The organism is Sphingopyxis italica, assembly GCF_011926545.1.
Taxonomy (GTDB): Bacteria; Pseudomonadota; Alphaproteobacteria; order Sphingomonadales; family Sphingomonadaceae; genus Sphingopyxis; species Sphingopyxis italica.
Window position 1 is genome coordinate 300881 of the sequence record NZ_JAATIT010000001.1, and the last position, 17092, is coordinate 317972.

The 17092-nt window shown below is 64.6% G+C and carries 15 protein-coding genes; 7 read left to right on the plus strand and 8 right to left on the minus strand.

The annotated features are described in order from the left end of the window. Positions 1–102 precede the first annotated feature (102 nt). Together GGR90_RS01280 and GGR90_RS01285 are read left to right on the plus strand one after the other, a co-directional pair. On the plus strand, positions 103–537 hold the full coding sequence (locus tag GGR90_RS01280) for a hypothetical protein (protein WP_167918736.1): 435 nt from the start codon (positions 103–105) through the stop codon (positions 535–537). Between the two features lie 77 nt (positions 538–614). Next, positions 615–1286 carry a glutathione S-transferase family protein gene (locus GGR90_RS01285; protein ID WP_167920749.1) on the plus strand — a complete coding sequence of 224 codons (672 nt, stop codon included), beginning with the start codon at positions 615–617 and terminating at the stop codon, positions 1284–1286. 135 nt (positions 1287–1421) lie between these two features. On the opposite strand, the gene ubiG is transcribed toward GGR90_RS01285, so the two are convergent. Then, positions 1422–2150, minus strand: a complete 729-nt coding sequence (gene ubiG, locus GGR90_RS01290) for a bifunctional 2-polyprenyl-6-hydroxyphenol methylase/3-demethylubiquinol 3-O-methyltransferase UbiG (RefSeq protein WP_167918738.1) — start codon at positions 2148–2150, stop codon at positions 1422–1424. A 161-nt stretch (positions 2151–2311) separates the two neighbouring features. On the opposite strand from ubiG, the gene GGR90_RS01295 reads away from it, so the two are divergent. Beyond that, positions 2312–3559 (plus strand): aspartate kinase, encoded by a 1248-nt coding sequence (locus tag GGR90_RS01295; RefSeq protein ID WP_167918740.1) that lies wholly within the window; start codon positions 2312–2314, stop codon positions 3557–3559. A gap of 133 nt (positions 3560–3692) precedes the next feature. Here the strand turns inward: GGR90_RS01295 and GGR90_RS01300 are convergent, their stop codons facing one another. Both GGR90_RS01300 and katG read right to left on the minus strand, forming a co-directional pair. After that, complete coding sequence (locus tag GGR90_RS01300) at positions 3693–4274, minus strand: inner membrane-spanning protein YciB (RefSeq protein WP_167918742.1); 582 nt, start codon at positions 4272–4274, stop codon at positions 3693–3695. 251 nt (positions 4275–4525) lie between these two features. Further along, positions 4526–6715 carry a catalase/peroxidase HPI gene (katG, locus tag GGR90_RS01305; protein WP_167918744.1) on the minus strand — a complete coding sequence of 730 codons (2190 nt, stop codon included), beginning with the start codon at positions 6713–6715 and terminating at the stop codon, positions 4526–4528. 346 nt (positions 6716–7061) lie between these two features. Between katG and GGR90_RS01310 the strand changes: the two genes are divergently transcribed. Next, the gene (locus tag GGR90_RS01310) at positions 7062–7220 is read left to right on the plus strand and encodes a hypothetical protein (RefSeq protein ID WP_167918746.1); all 159 of its coding nucleotides are present in this window, start codon (positions 7062–7064) and stop codon (positions 7218–7220) included. 79 nt (positions 7221–7299) lie between these two features. Here GGR90_RS01310 and GGR90_RS01315 read toward each other — a convergent pair whose 3' ends face one another. Both GGR90_RS01315 and GGR90_RS01320 read right to left on the minus strand, forming a co-directional pair. After that, on the minus strand, positions 7300–9720 hold the full coding sequence (locus GGR90_RS01315; protein ID WP_167918749.1) for a TonB-dependent receptor: 2421 nt from the start codon (positions 9718–9720) through the stop codon (positions 7300–7302). A 114-nt stretch (positions 9721–9834) separates the two neighbouring features. Further along, entirely contained in the window at positions 9835–10005 is a 171-nt protein-coding gene (locus GGR90_RS01320) for a YezD family protein (RefSeq protein WP_167918751.1), read from the minus strand. Positions 10006–10208: 203 nt separating this feature from the next. Between GGR90_RS01320 and GGR90_RS01325 the strand changes: the two genes are divergently transcribed. The 3 genes from GGR90_RS01325 (at position 10209) to ptsP (ending at position 14389) form a co-directional block, all read left to right on the plus strand. Continuing rightward, positions 10209–11213 carry an NAD(P)H-dependent flavin oxidoreductase gene (locus tag GGR90_RS01325; protein ID WP_167918753.1) on the plus strand — a complete coding sequence of 335 codons (1005 nt, stop codon included), beginning with the start codon at positions 10209–10211 and terminating at the stop codon, positions 11211–11213. A 32-nt stretch (positions 11214–11245) separates the two neighbouring features. Next, on the plus strand, positions 11246–12004 hold the full coding sequence (locus GGR90_RS01330) for a hypothetical protein (RefSeq protein ID WP_245198337.1): 759 nt from the start codon (positions 11246–11248) through the stop codon (positions 12002–12004). 87 nt (positions 12005–12091) lie between these two features. Then, on the plus strand, positions 12092–14389 hold the full coding sequence (ptsP, locus tag GGR90_RS01335; RefSeq protein ID WP_167918755.1) for a phosphoenolpyruvate--protein phosphotransferase: 2298 nt from the start codon (positions 12092–12094) through the stop codon (positions 14387–14389). Positions 14390–14408: 19 nt separating this feature from the next. Here the strand turns inward: ptsP and GGR90_RS01340 are convergent, their stop codons facing one another. Genes GGR90_RS01340 through GGR90_RS01350 form a run of 3 tightly spaced genes read right to left on the minus strand, consistent with a single transcriptional unit; the run spans position 14409 to position 17090 of the window. Further along, positions 14409–15470, minus strand: a complete 1062-nt coding sequence (locus GGR90_RS01340) for a glycosyltransferase family 4 protein (protein WP_167918757.1) — start codon at positions 15468–15470, stop codon at positions 14409–14411. Between the two features lie 4 nt (positions 15471–15474). Then, entirely contained in the window at positions 15475–16248 is a 774-nt protein-coding gene (locus GGR90_RS01345) for a class I SAM-dependent methyltransferase (RefSeq protein ID WP_167918759.1), read from the minus strand. Further along, the gene (locus GGR90_RS01350; protein ID WP_167918761.1) at positions 16248–17090 is read right to left on the minus strand and encodes a hypothetical protein; all 843 of its coding nucleotides are present in this window, start codon (positions 17088–17090) and stop codon (positions 16248–16250) included. The genes GGR90_RS01345 and GGR90_RS01350 overlap by 1 nt, the downstream gene beginning before the upstream one ends. Between the last annotated feature and the right edge of the window lie 2 nt (positions 17091–17092).

The window sequence follows — 17092 nt, forward strand, 5'->3', positions numbered from 1 at the left end:
CGGCGGTGCGTTTCGTCGCATCGCCGCCGCCGTTCAGCGCAGCGAAAGCGTCGTCCGGCTATAGCCCCGCATCGATTTTTCGCATCCCGAAAGGATGAAATCATGCGCTCGACCGCAAAACTGGCCTTCGCCGCTCTTCCCCTCATCGCGCTCGCGGCGCCGCTGCCCGCGGCCGCCAACGAGATGCAGGGCGCCGTCGCGACGCTCAACGACCCCGTGGCGCAGGACCGGATGGCCGACACGATCACCGCAATCGTCGGCGCGCTGATGCAGATGCAGGTGGGCCCGCTCGCCAATGCGGTGGCCGACATCGATCCCGAATCCGACGCCGCCTATATTCCGCCCGACGCAACGCTCGGCGAAGTCACAGGGAGCGACCCCTATTACGCTGAACGGATGGGCGACGATGTCCGCGCCACCACGCGCATGGCGGGCCACGCCGCATCGGCGCTCGCGGCTTACGCGCCCGTGCTCAAGGACATGGCGCGCGACCTTGCGGCACAGTGGGAACGCGAGCGCGCCGACGCGCGCCGCTGACGCTTAATCCACAACCGCTGTTTTGCTACGCGCCATAGCCGTTGCGCGCGGCGCCCCGCTGCCGCTATGCCAAGCGCATGTGGCAACTCTATCAATTCCCGCTCTGTCCCTTTTCGCGCAAGGTCCGCCTTTTGCTGGGCGAAAAGGGCGTGGGTTATGAATTGGTGCGCGAATCGCCATGGGAGCGCCGCGACGAGTTCATCGATTTGAACCCGGCGGGACGCACCCCCGTGATGGTCGATCAGACGCGCGGTCAGGTGCTGATGGACAGCATGGCGATCGCGGAATATTTCGAGGAAACCGTCGAAGGCAAGGCGATGATCAACGGCACCGCGGCCAACCGCGCCGAGATCCGCCGGCTGACCGCCTGGTTCGATCACGACTTCTACTATGAAGTCACCGGGCCTTTGCTGTTCGAGCGGATGCAGAAACGCATCGTCCACCGCCAGCCGCCCGACGGCGGCGCGCTGCGCGAGGCGATGAAGGCGGCGAACAACCATCTCGACTATGTCGACTATCTTATCGATCACCGCACCTGGCTCGCCGGCGCGACGATGAGCCTCGCCGACCTGACCGCCGCGGCGCATATCTCGGTCGCCGACTATCTCGGCGGGATCGACTGGACCGGGCACGAGCAGACCAAGGGCTGGTATTCGGGCCTGAAGTCGCGCCCGAGTTTCAGGCCGTTGCTCGCCGAGCGGATGGAGATCGTGACGCCGCCGAAATATTATGAGGACGTGGATTTTTGACGCGCCACGGAATGCGAAGCGTTCCGAAGCGTCATCCCCCGCGAAGGCGGGGGCCGCTGGCGACCTCGCTCGGCAGCGTTGCGTAAACCGACGGTGGCCCCCGCCTTCGCGGGGCGACGGGTTATGGGCGCCGGTTTATTCGATCGGCCACCGCGCCGCGACCAGATAGTTGAGCGCCTCGCTGCCGCCGAGCTTGAAACCTTTCGCCGCCGACGGCGACAGGCCGGTGCGGTCGATGACCTCCAGCCCCGCGCCTTCGAGCAATTCCGTCAGTTCCTCGGGCTTCAGAAACTGGTCCCAGTCGTGCGTCCCGCGCGGCACCGCACCGACGCGCTCGGCCGCCTCGACGAGCAGCAGCTTCGACAGCATCGTCCGGTTCGGCGTCGACAGGATCATCAACCCGCCGGGCGCCAGCCGCGCCGCGAGTTCACCGATGAAAGCCGCGGGATCCGCGACATGCTCGACCACTTCCATCGAGGTGACGAGGTCGAAGGTCGCCGGTGGAAGCGCCGCGAGTTCGCCGGCGAAATAGGCGATCGCCAGTCCCTGCCCCGCGGCATGATCGCGCGCGGCGGCGATATTCTCCGGCGCCGCATCAACGCCGGTGACCTTCGCGCCCATCCGCGCCAGCGGCTCGGCGAGCAATCCCGCGCCGCAACCGACGTCGATCGCGCTCCGCCCGGCCAATGCGTAACGCTCGCGCGCATCGACCTGCCAATGCGCGTCGATCTGGTCGCGGATATAGGCTAGCCGCACCGGGTTCAGCTTGTGCAACATCGCCGACGACCCGTGCGGGTCCCACCAGTCGGCGGCGAGCGCCCCGAAATGGGCGGCTTCCTGCGGATTGATCGTAGCGGCACTCATGTCTCGCGATGTGGCACCGTGCCTCGCGCCATGCAAGAAATTCTATCCCGCGCATACGCCGCCGGTCTTGCCATCGCCCTCCCCCTTCCGTAACGACGCGGGCGCCGCGGAAATCCTAGGAAAAGTTGCGGCCGAAACCAGATTCAGGAAAGCGGGGCGACATGGCGCGGATCGTGATGAAATTCGGAGGCACGTCGATGGCGGGCACCGAGCGGATTCGCACCGTCGCGAAACTTGTCGCGCGCGAAGTCGCGAATGGCAACGAAGTCGCGGTCGTCGTCTCCGCGATGGCGGGCGAGACCGACCGGCTGGTGGGTTTCTGCCGCGAGGCGAACCCGCGCTACGACCCCGCCGAATATGACGTCGTCGTTGCGGCGGGCGAACAGATCACCTCGGGCCTGCTCGCGCTCACCCTGCAAGCGATGGGCACGCCCGCGCGCAGCTGGCTCGGCTGGCAGCTCCCGATCCGCACCGAGGAAGCGCACGCCCGCGCGCGTATCATCGACATCGACACCGGCGCGCTGACCGCCGCGATGGCGAAGGGCGAGGTCGCGGTGATCCCGGGTTTTCAGGGCATGATGGACGACGGCCGCGTCGCGACGCTCGGCCGCGGCGGATCGGACACCAGCGCGGTGGCCGTGGCGGCGGCGGTGAAGGCCGATCGCTGCGACATCTATACCGACGTCGACGGCGTCTATACCACCGACCCGCGCATCGTCGCGCGCGCGCGCAAGCTCGACTATGTGACCTATGAGGAAATGCTCGAACTCGCGAGCGTCGGCGCCAAGGTGCTCCAGACGCGCTCGGTCGGGCTCGCGATGAAGATGGGCGTGCGCGTGCAGGTCCTCTCCAGTTTCGTCGAGGGCGACGAGGCTCCCGCAAAAGGCACGATGATCGTCAGCGACGAGGAAATAGAGGAACATCAGATGGAACGGCAGCTGATCACCGGCATCGCCCACGACAAGAATGAAGCGAAGATCATCGTCACCCGCGTCCCCGACAAGCCGGGCGCGGTCGCGAACATCTTCGGCCCGCTCGCCGCGGCCGGAATCAACGTCGACATGATCATCCAGAATGTCGGCCGCGAAAAGGGCGAGACCGACGTGACCTTCACCGTTCCCGCCACCGACCTCCTGCGCTCGATCGATCTGCTCGAAGGCGCGAAGGACAAGATCGGTTTCAACCGCATCATCAGCGACGACAAGGTCGCCAAGGTCAGCGTCGTCGGCGTCGGCATGAAGAGCCACGCCGGGGTTGCGAGCACGATGTTCCGCGCGCTGGCCGACCGCGGCATCAACATCCAGGCGATCTCGACCAGCGAGATCAAGGTCAGCGTGCTGATCGACGAGGACGAAACCGAACTCGCGGTGCGCGTGCTGCACACCGCCTACGGGCTCGACGCCGAGTAAAGCCCCCCCCCCCGGACCACCCCACTCCGTTCGCCCTGAACTTGTCGAAGGGCCGTTCTTTCTTTTGGGCGACGCACGAAGAAGGACGGTGCTTCGACAAGCTCAGCACGAACGGGTGGGAATATGTGATCCGCTATTCGGCGGCGGCCGGCTGCAAACCGCTCGCGCGGCGGCGCAGCCGCGCCTGCGTGATGACATGCACGACCGCTATGTGGATCGCGAACAGGCCGAATTTCGACGCGAGCGGAAAGATGCCGATGAACAGCGGCCACCAAGCGGTGAAGAAGAGCGCTATGACGAGGTTCAGCGCCGCGCTGGTGAACATCAGCGCCGCCCAGATCATCCCGAAACGGTCCATCACGTCGCCGACGATCGCGAGCTGCTCGGGCGGGATATAGCGATTGAGCCAGCCCTTGCGCAGCATCACGCTGCCGACGATCAGATAGACGATCGTCGGTTTCGCCATCACGAAGCGCGGATCGCCGGTGAACAAGGTCGCCGCCGCGGTGAAGAGCACCGAGGCAAGGCTGATCCATTGTAGCGCCGCGACCTTCTTGCCGCGCGCGAGTTCGTAACCGACGACGCCGAGCGCGACGACGGTGCCCGCGATCGTCGCGGGAACGATCCCCGCCCCCACAACGAGCAGCACCGCAAAAACGAGGACGCCGAGCGAATCGAACAGCATCGGCCCGATGGCATAGAGCAAGGTTTTCATCCGCCTGTCCTTTCCGACTCAATGTTATCGACGTAAACATTGCTCGCAGATCGGATTGACGTCAAGGACAAATTGACGTTGTTAACATTACTTGCGGTAAAACGTCGTGTCGCAGCGATCAGCTACAAAGCCGCCCCTTCGCAAAAAAAAGACCCGCCCCCAGGCCCATGTCCCCGGGGGCGGGTCGCGACCCGTCGTCTTTTGCGGCCGCCGCCGGTCCTGCGGCATGATGCGGGACCGGCGGCGCCGGATCAGGCGAGGTCGAAACGGTCGGCGTTCATCACCTTGGTCCACGCCTTGACGAAGTCGCGCACGAACTTCTCTTCATGGCCGCTCTCGGCATAGACCTCGGCGACCGCGCGCAGTTCCGAGTTCGAGCCGAAGATCAGGTCGGCACGCGTCGCGCGCCAGGTCTCGCCGCCGCCCTTGCGGTCGGTTGCGATATATTCCTGGTCGTCCGAGCCATCGACCGCCTTCCAGACATTGGTCATGTCGAGCAGGTTGACGAAAAAGTCGTTCGTCAGTTGCCCCGACCGTTTGGTGAAGTGGCCGTGGCCCCGCTCGCCATGGTTGGCGCCGAGGACGCGGAGGCCGCCGATCAGCACCGTCATCTCGGGCACCGACAGGCCGAGCAGCGAAGCGCGATCGAGCATCATTTCCTCGATCTTCACCGCGAGCTTCTTTTTACCGACATAGTTGCGGAACGCGTCGGCCTCGGGCTCCATCACCGCGAAGCTGTCGGCGTCGGTCTGTTCGGCCGTCGCGTCGCCGCGGCCGCCGGTGAAGGGCACCGCGACGTTCAAGCCCGCATCCTTGATCGCCTTTTCGAGGCCGACGACGCCGCCGAGGACGATCGCATCGGCCAGCGACAGATTGCCGCGCAGGCCGCCCAGCGTATCGAGCACTTTCGCCAGCATCGCGGGCTCGTTGACTTCCCAGTCCTTTTGCGGCGACAGGCGGACGCGTGCGCCATTGGCGCCGCCGCGATAGTCGGACTTGCGATAGGTGCTGGCCGAGGCCCAGGCGGTCTTGATCAGCTGGCTGACGGTCAGGCCCGACGCGGCGATCTTGTCCTTCACCGCCTTGACGTCGGCGTCCGACGGCGTGGTGCCGGCGGGAACCGGGTCCTGCCAGATCAGGTCTTCGGCGGGCACTTCGGGCCCGAGGTAGCGGACCTTCGGCCCCATGTCGCGGTGCGTCAGCTTGAACCAGGCGCGCGCGAAGGCGTCCTTGAACGCCTCATGGTCGCTGCGGAATTTCTCGCTGATCTTGCGAAGCTCGGGATCGACCTTCAACGCCATGTCGGCGGTCGTCATCATCGTCGGGACCTTTTTGGAAGCGTCCCAGGCCGCGGGGGCCATATCCTCTTCCTTCTGGTTCACCGGCTGCCATTGCTGCGCGCCGGCGGGCGATTTCACCAGTTCATATTCATAGTCGAGCAGCAGGCGGAAATAATTCTCGCTCCATTCGGTCGGGGTGTTGACCCAGGCCCCTTCGAGACCGCTGGTCACCGCATGTTCGCCGACGCCGCTTTCGTTGCTGCTGACCCAGCCGAAGCCCTGCGCGACGAGATCGCCGCCCGCGGGCGCGTTGCCGAGTTTGGACGCATCGCCATTGCCGTGGGCCTTGCCGAACGTATGGCCGCCGGCGGTCAGCGCGACGGTCTCTTCATAGTCCATCGCCATCCGCTCGAACGTCGCCTTGATGTCGCGCGCCGACTGAAGCGGATCGGGATTGCCGCCCGGCCCTTCGGGATTGACGTAGATCAAGCCCATCTGGATCGCGGCGAGCGGGCCTTCGAGTTCGTGCATGCCATGTTCGGGAGCGATGCGCGTCTGCACGCCTTCGTTCACCCATTTGTCTTCGCTGCCCCAATAGATGTCGCGCTCGGGCTCGAACACGTCGGCGCGGCCGCCGCCGAAGCCGAACACCGGGCCGCCCATCGATTCGATCGCGACATTGCCGGTCAGGATGAACAGGTCGGCCCAGCTGATCTTGTTGCCATATTTCTGCTTGATCGGCCACAGGAGGCGCCGCGCCTTGTCGAGATTGCCGTTGTCGGGCCAGCTGTCGAGCGGCGCGAAACGCTGTTGCCCGCTGTTGGCGCCGCCACGGCCGTCGGCGGTGCGATAGGTGCCTGCGGCGTGCCACGCCATGCGGATGAAGAAGGGGCCGTAATGACCATAGTCGGCGGGCCACCAGGGCTGGCTGTCGGTCATCAGCGCGGTGAGGTCATCCTTCAGCGCCTGATAGTCGAGCGACTTGAACGCCTTCGCATAGTCGAAGTCGTCGCCGAGCGGGTTCGAGGTGCCGTTGGGGTTGAGGATCTCGGTCGCCAGCATTTCGGGCCACCAGTCCTTGTTGGTGCGGCCGAGCAGCGCGCGCACGCCGCCGTTGACCGGGCATCCACCCGCAGCGTCGATGGGGGTCGGGTCGTTCATGCAGTCTCTCCTCTTATGGTTTGGAAACAGCGAGATAGGTCAATAAGCCGGCCCATGCGGGCAAGCGGCGCCGACGCGCCGGATGGCGGGTGATGCGGGGCGCGGGGCGAGTCGATGCCGTCATCCTTTCGCTCTGACCGGGGGAGGATAGGCCCGCCCGCCCTGTCGACCAAACCGAATAAGCTGAATTCAGTGATTGAGTGGTCCGATTACAACGCTGTCCGCTTTCATCGCGGAACCGCACCACCCCGGCGAAAGGCCGAGGCATATCGGAACATAGTGGCGTCTCGGCGTGTTTCTCCGGTGCCGCATCACGATATTATGCGCGGCAAAAAGGAGATGGAAAGTGGCTAACAACCCCAACCAGCAGAACCAGAAGAACCCGCAGGCTGACCGCGACGAGGAACAACGTCGCCAACAGCAACAGCAGGGCGGCCAGGATCGCCAGCAGGGCGGTCAGCGGTCCGATCAGGAGGATCGCAACAAAAACCCGCAGCAGCGCTGACCAGCAGCCTGCATGAGAAAGGGCGGCCCCCCATATCTTTTTGGGCGGGCCGCCCTTTTCATTTACCGACAGGCGAAGATCAGAAGCTGGCCTTGATCGTCCCGCCCCAGGTTCGCGGATCGCCCGGCAGGCCGGTAATCAGGCCGGTATTGCCCGGTCCGACGCTCAGTTGCTCGAGATAATTCTGGTCGAACGCGTTGCGCACCCAGCCGAAGATGTCGAGCCCGCTCTCGGTCCGGAACCCGGCGCGGAAGTTCGAAAGCGAATAACCCTCGATCCAGGTGTAGGCCGACGGCGACGGGTTCGACGACCAGTCCGACCGATAGCTGCCGTCATAACCCAGATAGAATTGCCCATCCTGTCCGAACAGGCTGGATTCGGCATTGGCTTCCGCCCCGAACGAAAAGGCCCATTTCGACACGCCGGGCAAGCGCTGCCCCGAAATGTCGCAGTTCGGCGCGCTGGCGGACCCGCCCGACAGTTCGGGTGGGCACGGCGCGTCGACGAAGCGTTCATATTTGGCATCGGTATAAGCGCCATTGGCATAGGCGCGAAACCGCTCGCTCGGCCGCACTGAGAAGTCGAATTCGACGCCCTGCGTGCGGACCTTGCCCGCATTGGCCAGATAGCCGCGGAGCACGCCGAACTGCCCATTATTCACATTGGCCTGAAAATTCTTGATGTCGGTGCGAAACGCGCTGAGATTGAAGGTCGCCCGCCGATCCCAATATTCGGCTTTCACCCCCGCCTCAACATGATCGACCGATTCGGGTTTCACCGTCGCGGCGGCGAGGATCGGGTCGCCGTCGGCGCCGTTCGGCACGCCATTCTGGTTGATGCCCCCCGATTTGAACGTCTTCGCATAGGTCGCATAGAGGAGCAGGTCGCGCGCCGCCTTCCATGTCGCGGTCAGGTCGTAGCTGAAATTCCAGTCGCTGAACGAGGGCGCATATTCCTGCGGCGTGAACACGGCGAGCCGGGCGGCCGACACCGCATCTGTCAGGTCCGCCGTCACCGGCGAGCCGTCGCCGGCAAAGACGAGACGCCGGTAATAGCCGTCCTTCTTGTCATAATTCACCCGGACGCCGGGCTGGATCGTCAGCTGGTCGGTGATTTTCCAGCTCAGCTGCCCGAACAGCGCCGCGCTGGTGTTCTTGAGATATTGCGTGTTGATCGCGGTCAGGCCGCCCAGCACCGATGGATCGTTCGACAGCGGGTTCGACGGATTGATCGTCCAGCGGCTCGACGCGGGGCCATGGCCTTCGGTGCCCTGCGTGTCGATGCGCTGGTAATAATAGAAGCCCCCGATGACGAAATCGAAGCGATCGCCGGTGTAATTATAGCGCAGTTCCTGCGTATATTGATCCTGCTGCGACGGGTTCTGCGATCTGGTGACGATCGGCAGGCCGGTGAAGTCGCGATCGTTTTCGGGCTGCCAGTCCCAATAGCGCCAGGCGGTCACCGAGGTCAGCGTGCCCGGCCCGACGTCCCATTTGACGCGCAGCGACGCACCGCCGATCTCATTCCCAGCGTTCAGATTGGCATCGAGGTCGGTGAGCCGGTCATAGGGATTCTCGCTCGGGAAGGCATATCCCTGCGCTGCGGCGAGCGCGGCAAACTGGCGGTTCAGCGGCCGCTGCGTTTCGCCGGTGCGAACGAAGACCGAGCCGCAGCACACCGCCTCTTGCTTGTTCCAGTCGCCGGCGAGCGTAATGTCGAGATTGTCGGCCGGCCGCCAGAGCAATTGGCCGCGGATGCCGATATTGTCCTGGCTCTGGATATAGCGGTCGGTCACGACATTGTAGATCGTGCCGCGGCGGCTGGTCGACGAGACCGCGATGCGCGCCGCGAGCTGATCGGACAGCGGACCCGAGATCGCGGCCTTCGCCTGTTTGAAATCGAGATTGCCGATGCTGACCTCGGCCTTGCCCTCGAAATCGAAGGTCGGCTGGTTGGTCGTGATGTTGATCGCGCCGGCGGTCGTATTCTTGCCGTAGAGCGTCCCCTGCGGCCCGCGCAGCACTTCGATCTGCGCGACGTCGAGGAAGTCGAAGGTCGAGGAAGCGACGCGCGAATAATAGACGTCGTCGACATAGATGCCGACGCCCTGTTCGATGCCGTCGTTGGTCAGACCGAACGGCGCGCCGATACCGCGGATATTGACCGCCGTGTTGCGCGGGTTCGACGAGTAGAATTGCAGCGTCGGCGTGAGCTGGGTCAGCCGGCCGACGTTGAAGCTGCCGGTATTGTCGATCTGTTCGCCGTCAACGACCGAGATGGCGATCGGCACGTCCTGCGCGGTTTCGCTGCGCCGCCGCGCGGTGACGATGATCTCGCCGCCGTAGCTTCCGCCTTCGACCTGCGCAGCGTCATCGGCGGCGGCGGTGTCGTCGGCAGTTTCCAATGCGGCGGCGGGGTCCGCGGCGATCGCCAAGGCGAGGGAAAGCGTGAAGAGGCCAGCCGGAACGCGCCGGCGGACAGACGGATATTTTGCGGTCATGACAATTTTCCTGTTGCTTTGAAGATGCAAGAAAATTGCCACATCCGGTGGTCCGGTCTGCGGCATGAGGTGGGGAATATCCCCGTTGGGAGCAGTTGGAGCCTGAAACCTAAATCAGTTGGGGTAGCGGTGCCGCTCGGTCACATCGACTTGCACCAGCCGTCCTTCGTGCACGGTCAACTGGATAGCGCCGAACTTAAGCTTGTCGAGGGCATCGAGCACCGTCTGGATGGCGCGGGGCACCTCTTCGGAGCCGCCTTTGGCGACCTCCTTGATAGCGCTCATGATCATTCCTTTCGCTTCTGGATTCGCCGCCAAAGCATATGCCAAGTGATTTAGTTGACAATGGTTGATTTGCTTTCTGCGCCGAAAGGTTCGGTTGTCGCGCCCAATCGATTCAAGCGTGCGGCGGGTCGACGGGCGCTATCACGCCAGGGGATGACGCTAGGGATTGCGCGCGAGTCCCAGTGCTGGCAAAGGCGCTCTCAATGAGCAAAATAAACGATCTGATGGCCCGCGGCACCGAACTTCTCGGCAGCGACTATGCCATCCTGTGCGGCGCGATGAGCTGGGTTTCCGAACGCCATCTGGTCAGCGCCATCAGCAATGCCGGCGGGTTCGGCGTGATCGCGTGCGGCGCGATGACGCCCGCGTTGCTCGACGCCGAAATCGCCGGGACCAAGGCGCTCGCGACGCGCAATTTCGGCGTCAACCTGATCACGATGCACCCGCAATTGTTCGACCTGATCGAGGTGTGCGCCAAGCATCGCGTCGGCCATGTCGTGCTCGCGGGCGGGCTGCCGCCCAAAGGCAGCCTCGAGGCGATCAAGGCCTCGGGTGCGAAGGTGATCTGTTTCGCGCCGACGCTGGCGCTCGCCAAAAAGCTCGTGCGTTCGGGCGTCGATGCGCTGGTGATCGAGGGGATGGAGGCCGGCGGGCATATCGGCCCGGTGTCGACGAGCGTGCTGGCGCAGGAGATCCTGCCGACGCTGGCCGACGAGGTGCCCGTTTTCGTCGCCGGCGGCATCGGCCGCGGCGAGGCGATCGCCGCCTATCTGGAGATGGGTGCGTCGGGGGTTCAGCTCGGCACGCGCTTCGTCTGCGCGACCGAAAGCATCGCGCATCCCAATTTCAAGAAGGCCTTCCTGCGCGCATCGGCGCGCGAAGCGGTCGCGAGCGTCCAGATCGACCCTCGCCTACCCGTCATCCCGGTCCGCGCGCTCAAAAATGCGGGAACCGAAGCCTTCACCGTGAAGCAGCGCGAAGTCGCGAACAAGCTCGACAAGGGTGACGTCGATATGATGGAAGCCCAGCTCGAAATCGAGCATTATTGGGCGGGTGCGCTGCGCCGCGCCGTGATCGACGGCGACGTCGAAAATGGCTCGTTAATGGCGGGGCAATCTGTCGGTATGGTATCCGAAGAGGAGAGCGCGGCAGCGATCGTCGCATCTCTGGTGCAACAGGCCGAAGCGGCGTTGCACGCTCGGGGTTGATGCCGCATGGTGATGCGGTTGGGGAGTGGGTCATGAATTTGTCGCGTAAGATCATCGTAGCCGGCCTGCTGGCGAGCGTCGCCGCCTGTGCGCCGAAACCGCCCCCGCCGCCCCCGCCGCCGCCTCCCCCGCCGGTCGTCGTCACCATCCCGCCACGGCCGCTGCCGCCGGGCAATGCTGCTCTGACGCAGATTCTTCCCGGCCGCGGGATCGACGGTGGCTTCGTCACCGCGAACAGCGGCGTGACGGGCGACCGTGCGTTCTGGCAGCTCAAGATCGGGCTGAACGTCGCCGCCATCGGGTGCCGCGGCATCGAGGAAACGACGCTGGTTTCGGCCTATAACAATATCATCAAGACGCACGGCAAGGTGATCCGGTCGACCGAAAAATCGGTGATCAAGGAGCTTGGCAAGGAAAACAAGAATAATGGCATCGCGCCGCGCGATCGCCTATCGACGCAGATGTTCAACTATTTCGCGCAGCCGCCCGCGCAGCGCGCTTTCTGCGCGCGCGCCAACGAGATCGCGCAGGTCGTTTCGACGACGCCGACCGAGCAACTCGTCGCACAGGCGCCCGCGCACCTCGCGCGGCTCGACCAGCCGTTCAAGGATTTTTACGAAGCCTATGCCCAATATCAAACCGACGTGATCGCCTGGGACGCGAAATATGCGCCGCCGCCGGCGGTGATGACGACGCCGGTGCAGTCGACGCCCATCGGCCCCGCCATCACGACCGGCACCACGCCGGTCGCGCCGACGACGGCCCCGGCCAGTCCGACCGGAAATCCCTGAAGGTTTTTTCGCGCCTCGGGACAATAGAATAAACAATCGCGCGCGGGGTATTGGCGCGCGCCGCATCCTTCTGTTAGCAGGATTGCGATGACCAACGCCCCGCCCCCGCCCTCTTCGGCCGCCCAGTCGGCGCGCACCATATTGACCCGGCTGCACGAGGTCATGCCATCGCGCGTCAATGCGCAGGGCAAGCTCAATCAGGTCGTCGGCATCATCGGCGAATGCCTCGATAGCGAGGTCTGCTCGATCTATCTGCTGCGCGACGGCTCGCTCGAACTTTATGCGACGCGCGGGCTGAAGCAGGAGGCGGTGCATGTCACCCGGCTCGGGCTTGGCGAAGGGCTGGTCGGCATGATCGCCGACCAGATCGAGACGCTCAACCTCGACGAAGCCGCGGCGCACCCCGACTTTTCCTACCGCCCCGAAACGGGCGAGGAATTGTTCCACAGCTTTGCCGGCGTGCCGATCATCCGGCGCGAGCGCGCCGTCGGCGTGCTGTGCGTCCAGCATGCCGAGCCTCGCCGCTATGACGATATCGAGATCGAGACGCTACAAACCGTCGCAATGGTGTTGTCCGAGCTGATCGCGAACGCGGATCTGGTCGATACCGCCGCGCGCACCGACGCGGCGGCGACCGACCAGTCGGCGCAGCGGCTGAACGGGCAGAAGCTGGTCGACGGCATGGGCGCCGGCGTCGCGGTGTTCCACCAGCCGCGCATCACGATCGAGCATACGGTCGCCGACGATACCGAAGCCGAGCGCCACCGCGTCTATGCCGCGTTCGACAAGATGCGCGAGCAGATCGACCGCATGGCGAGTTCGGCCGATTTCGGCATCGGCGGCGAACATGAGGAGGTCATCGAGACCTACAAGATGTTCGCCTATGACGAGGGATGGTCGCGGCGGATCAACGAAGCGATCGACAGCGGCCTGACCGCCGAGGCGGCGATCGAGCGCGTCCAGCAGCGCACCCGGATGCGGATGCGCCAGATCGACGATCCGCTGCTGCGCGACCGCATGCACGATCTTGAGGATCTGTCGAACCGGCTGATCCGCATCGTGTCGGGGCAGATGGGCACCGCGGCGCAGATGGGCCTCCGCCAGGATTCGATTCTGATCGCGCGCAACCTCGGCCCCGCCGAACTGCTCGAATATGACCGCCGCCGTCTGAAGGGCGTCGTGCTCGAGGAAGGATCGCTGACGGCCCACGTCATCATCGTCGCGCGCGCGATGGGGGTGCCGGTGATCGGCCGCGTGAGCGACGTGCGCGCATCGATCCGCGAAGGCGACCTGCTGCTGCTCGATGCCGCTGCGGGCCAGCTGCACGTCCGCCCGACGCAGGCGGTGCAGGATGCGTTCGACGCCAAGCTCGAGATTTCGCAGAAGCGCCGCGCGAACCTCGCGGCGCTCCGCGACCTGCCCGCCGTCACCAAGGACGGCGTTCCGATCGAGCTGATGATCAATGCGGGCCTGCGCGAAGATGTCGCCGCACTCGACCTGACCGGCGCGCGCGGCATCGGGCTGTTCCGCACCGAATTCCAGTTCCTCGTCTCGGCGACGCTGCCGTCGCGCGATCGCCAGCAGCGCCTCTATCGCGACGTTCTCGACGCCGCAGGCGATCGGCCGGTGATCTTCCGCACCGTCGACATCGGCGGCGACAAGGCGCTGCCCTATATGAACGTCGAGGGCAGCGCGCAGGAGGAAAATCCGGCGATGGGCTGGCGCGCGCTGCGCCTGGCGCTCGAACGCGAAGGGCTGCTCAAGGTTCAGGCGCGCGCGCTGATGGAAGCCGCCGCCGGCCGCACGCTGAACGTCATGTTTCCGATGGTGTCCGAGCCGTGGGAATATGAAGCGGCGCGGAGCCTCTTCGTCGGCCAGCGCGCGTGGCTCGCGAGCCACAACAAGAAATTGCCTGTCGCGATCCGCTATGGCGCGATGCTCGAGGTGCCGGGCCTCCTCGAAACGCTCGACCTGATGCTCCCGCACCTCGACTTCCTGTCGGTCGGCACCAACGACCTCACCCAGTTCCTGTTCGCCGCCGACCGCGCGCATCCGCGGCTAGCCGAGCGTTACGACTGGCTCTCTCCGATCGTCATGCGCTACCTCGCGCGCGTCGTCCGCACCGTATCCGGATCGAAAGTCGCCCTCGGCGTCTGCGGCGAAATGGGCGGACGGCCGTTGGAGGCGATGGCGCTGCTCGGCGTCGGGATCGAGCGGCTCTCGATCACGCCCGCGGGCGTCGGACCGGTAAAGGCGATGATCCGCTCGCTCGACCTCGGCGCGCTGCGCGCCGACATGGCGGCGATCCTCGCCCAGCCCACGGCCGACCCGCGGGGTCAGTATGCCGAATGGGCCCAGCGGCATCAGGTCGATCTGGGCGATTGAGCAATAAGCCAGCAACCGGTCAGGAAAGCGGCAGATTATAAGCGCCCAAGGTGTCGCGCGCGACCCGGTCCCATGAATAAAAGGTGCGGCAGTGTGCCATTGACCGTTCGGCAAATGACCGCCGCGCGTGGCGATCCCAATCGGCGACGCCGGCGATGGCGCGTAGCCATTCGGCGCTGTCGCCCGCGGGAACAAGGAACCCCGTGAGATCATCGGTGACCGCCTGAACAAGACCGTCGATGCGTGACGCGATCACGATACCACCCGCCGCCGCCGCCTCGGTTGCGACCAGCCCGAAGCCTTCAATCTCCTTCGAGCGCGTTTCGATGTTCGGCACTACAACGCAAAGCGCGTGACGATAGGCATCGACAAGTACCGATCCATCGAGGCTGCCGACAAAATCAACCCGCGGATCGCGAAGCGCAGCCCGTTCCTCCTCGTCCCATATGGTTCCCGCGATCCGCAGCCGGACCGACGGCGGCAGATGGGGCAGCACTTCGCGAATGAACCACCGGCACCCTTTGCGTTCGACCAGGCGGCCCGCGAACAGGATGTAGTGCTCAAAGTGACCCGTGGGGGCAGGACCGGCGAGGTCGGTTGCCAACGGAATGACCTCGTCGCAACTCCACCCGGATTCGCGAGCGACCGCGCGCGTCGCTTCTGAATTGGCGATCACCGTGGCGGATGGCAACAAGCGCGCTCCGAGCCGCAGATAAAGACCATAGACCCGCCCTTTCACGCCACCACGCCGGGGATAAGCGACGTCGGTGCCGTGCGCCGACAGGATCAGGCGTGATTTTCGTGAACGGAGCCGCGCAGCAATACCGAGCGGCCACAGCGCCATGTCGCCGAGATGGACCACCGCTGCAGGCCTGCGTTGCGCGGCAATCCGAATGATCGAGGTCAGGGCAAAGAAGACTAGGCTGATTGCACGCGGCGGCGAACCACCGCGTCGGCCCGCAAGCCGATGGATGCGCACTGGCAACAAGGCTCGCAATGCTTCGCTGAGCTTGTGTGAATACGTTTCCATGCCCCCCACGGCGGGAGTCCATTTGCGGGTGATAAACAGGAGGTTGGCCATCGCTCTATGGGACGTTCACGCGATGATGTGGATCGACGACCGCGCGGGCATTGTCGCCCCGATCGCCGATGCGCGAAGCCTCCATTCGGCAAAGCACAACAAACGTAGGATAGATCGGCTTGGCCGCCGCTTTCAGCCAATCGGGAACAAGAGACAATATCCGGCGCGGCAGGGGACTTAATTCATTGTTCACCACCCATGAAAGCGCATCCGAGGTCCGGTCTTCAAGCGCAGGAAAATATTCTGCCAGAAGCGCAGCCAGCTCGGCGCGTGTCAAAGGATAGCAGTCATATCCGGCCGCCTTACGAAAATGCCGAACGAGATAATCCGCCGCTCGCCGCGGCAGCGCGCCGAGCAACGGAAGGCGGAAATGCGGCTCGATCAGCGCCCATTTGTTGGGAACCGCAATATAGAGGCGGCCGCCTGGCCTCAAGACGCGGCGAATTTCCGACAAGATGGCGCGCTGCCGCGAGGCGTCGCCAACATGTTCGATAACGTGATTGAATATGACGATGTCGAATTGCACATCGGCAAAGGGCAATGTCTCGCCCTCGATTGGCGTCAACGGAACCTTGCCACGATAGGCTTTGGCATCGCGATCCGCCGCAGTCACGCTGGCGCCGCGAGCGAGAAAATGATCGGCGAGAAATCCAGCTCCAGCTCCAAGATCAAGCAGGTCGCGACCGGCGACATCGCATCCTAGCAGTGCCTCGATTTTGCGCGCCTTCATCAATCGCGAACAGCGATCGGTCGCAGCATAGCCATTGAGCTCGGTCATTACCGCGTCCCTATCTGAAACCAGATGAATCCTGCAAGCGCCGCCAAGCCGTCAACGACAGCGGTTAAAATGCGGTGAAGCAGAACACAGGCGATTGCAGTGCCCGCGCCAACGAGCGGCCCGAGCCAAGCCATCAGCACCGCTTCGCGCACGCCAAGGCCCGCGGGGGCGCCCGGTATGACGTAGCCCACCGCCCAAGCGACAGCGAATATTCCGATCGTCGCCGCAGGCGACAGCGGGACGGGCGCGAGTGCAGCGACAAGGAAATGGAATGACAGGCCGGTGAGCAGAAAACTGGCCGCGAGGCACAGCGATGCCGCAAAAAACGCGCGTGCCGGAACCTTCATCCAAGACAAGACGACGGCGATCGCAAGCGTCGCGCCGCCGCCGGCCGCCAATTGCAGCAAACCATTGTCCGCGAGTGCCCCGCTGATCACCGCTATAGGGGCGGGATCAAGCGACAGGGCCATGACCGTAACCGCAGTCGCGGCTATCAAGGTCGCAAGTATCTCGACAAGCGTCGCCAGGCCGCTGCCCGCGAAGCGAATCCCTGCCGACGCGGCCAAGCCCGCGCGGCCGAGAAAATGGGCGACATTGCCCGGCAGATACTTGCCGATCTGGGCGACAAGATTGATCCGCAGACCCAAGGCAAGGGGCATGGCGTACCCCATGGCTCGCAAACCGGCAATCCAGGCGATCGCCGAGCTGACCTGGGTCAGCGCATAGAGCGCAGCCGCGGCAGCCAACGTTCCGCCGCCGATGGCGAGCTCCGTCGCGTCCGCAGGCCAATGGCGAAGAATGAATTGCCCCGCATAACCGATGCTGAGCAGGAACAGCAGCATTC

Excerpts from the sequence above, each read along its gene's own strand:
- GGR90_RS01280 (WP_167918736.1), top strand. The coding sequence starts at position 103 with ATGCGCTCGACCGCAAAACTGGCCTTCGCCGCTCTTCCCCTCATCGCG.
- GGR90_RS01285 (WP_167920749.1), top strand. The coding sequence starts at position 615 with ATGTGGCAACTCTATCAATTCCCGCTCTGTCCCTTTTCGCGCAAGGTC.
- ubiG (WP_167918738.1), bottom strand. The coding sequence starts at position 2,150 with ATGAGTGCCGCTACGATCAATCCGCAGGAAGCCGCCCATTTCGGGGCG.
- GGR90_RS01295 (WP_167918740.1), top strand. The coding sequence starts at position 2,312 with ATGGCGCGGATCGTGATGAAATTCGGAGGCACGTCGATGGCGGGCACC.
- GGR90_RS01300 (WP_167918742.1), bottom strand. The coding sequence starts at position 4,274 with ATGAAAACCTTGCTCTATGCCATCGGGCCGATGCTGTTCGATTCGCTC.
- katG (WP_167918744.1), bottom strand. The coding sequence starts at position 6,715 with ATGAACGACCCGACCCCCATCGACGCTGCGGGTGGATGCCCGGTCAAC.
- GGR90_RS01315 (WP_167918749.1), bottom strand. The coding sequence starts at position 9,720 with ATGACCGCAAAATATCCGTCTGTCCGCCGGCGCGTTCCGGCTGGCCTC.
- GGR90_RS01320 (WP_167918751.1), bottom strand. The coding sequence starts at position 10,005 with ATGAGCGCTATCAAGGAGGTCGCCAAAGGCGGCTCCGAAGAGGTGCCC.
- GGR90_RS01325 (WP_167918753.1), top strand. The coding sequence starts at position 10,209 with ATGAGCAAAATAAACGATCTGATGGCCCGCGGCACCGAACTTCTCGGC.
- GGR90_RS01330 (WP_245198337.1), top strand. The coding sequence starts at position 11,246 with ATGAATTTGTCGCGTAAGATCATCGTAGCCGGCCTGCTGGCGAGCGTC.
- ptsP (WP_167918755.1), top strand. The coding sequence starts at position 12,092 with ATGACCAACGCCCCGCCCCCGCCCTCTTCGGCCGCCCAGTCGGCGCGC.
- GGR90_RS01340 (WP_167918757.1), bottom strand. The coding sequence starts at position 15,470 with ATGGCCAACCTCCTGTTTATCACCCGCAAATGGACTCCCGCCGTGGGG.
- GGR90_RS01345 (WP_167918759.1), bottom strand. The coding sequence starts at position 16,248 with ATGACCGAGCTCAATGGCTATGCTGCGACCGATCGCTGTTCGCGATTG.
- GGR90_RS01350 (WP_167918761.1), bottom strand. The coding sequence starts at position 17,090 with ATGCTGCTGTTCCTGCTCAGCATCGGTTATGCGGGGCAATTCATTCTT.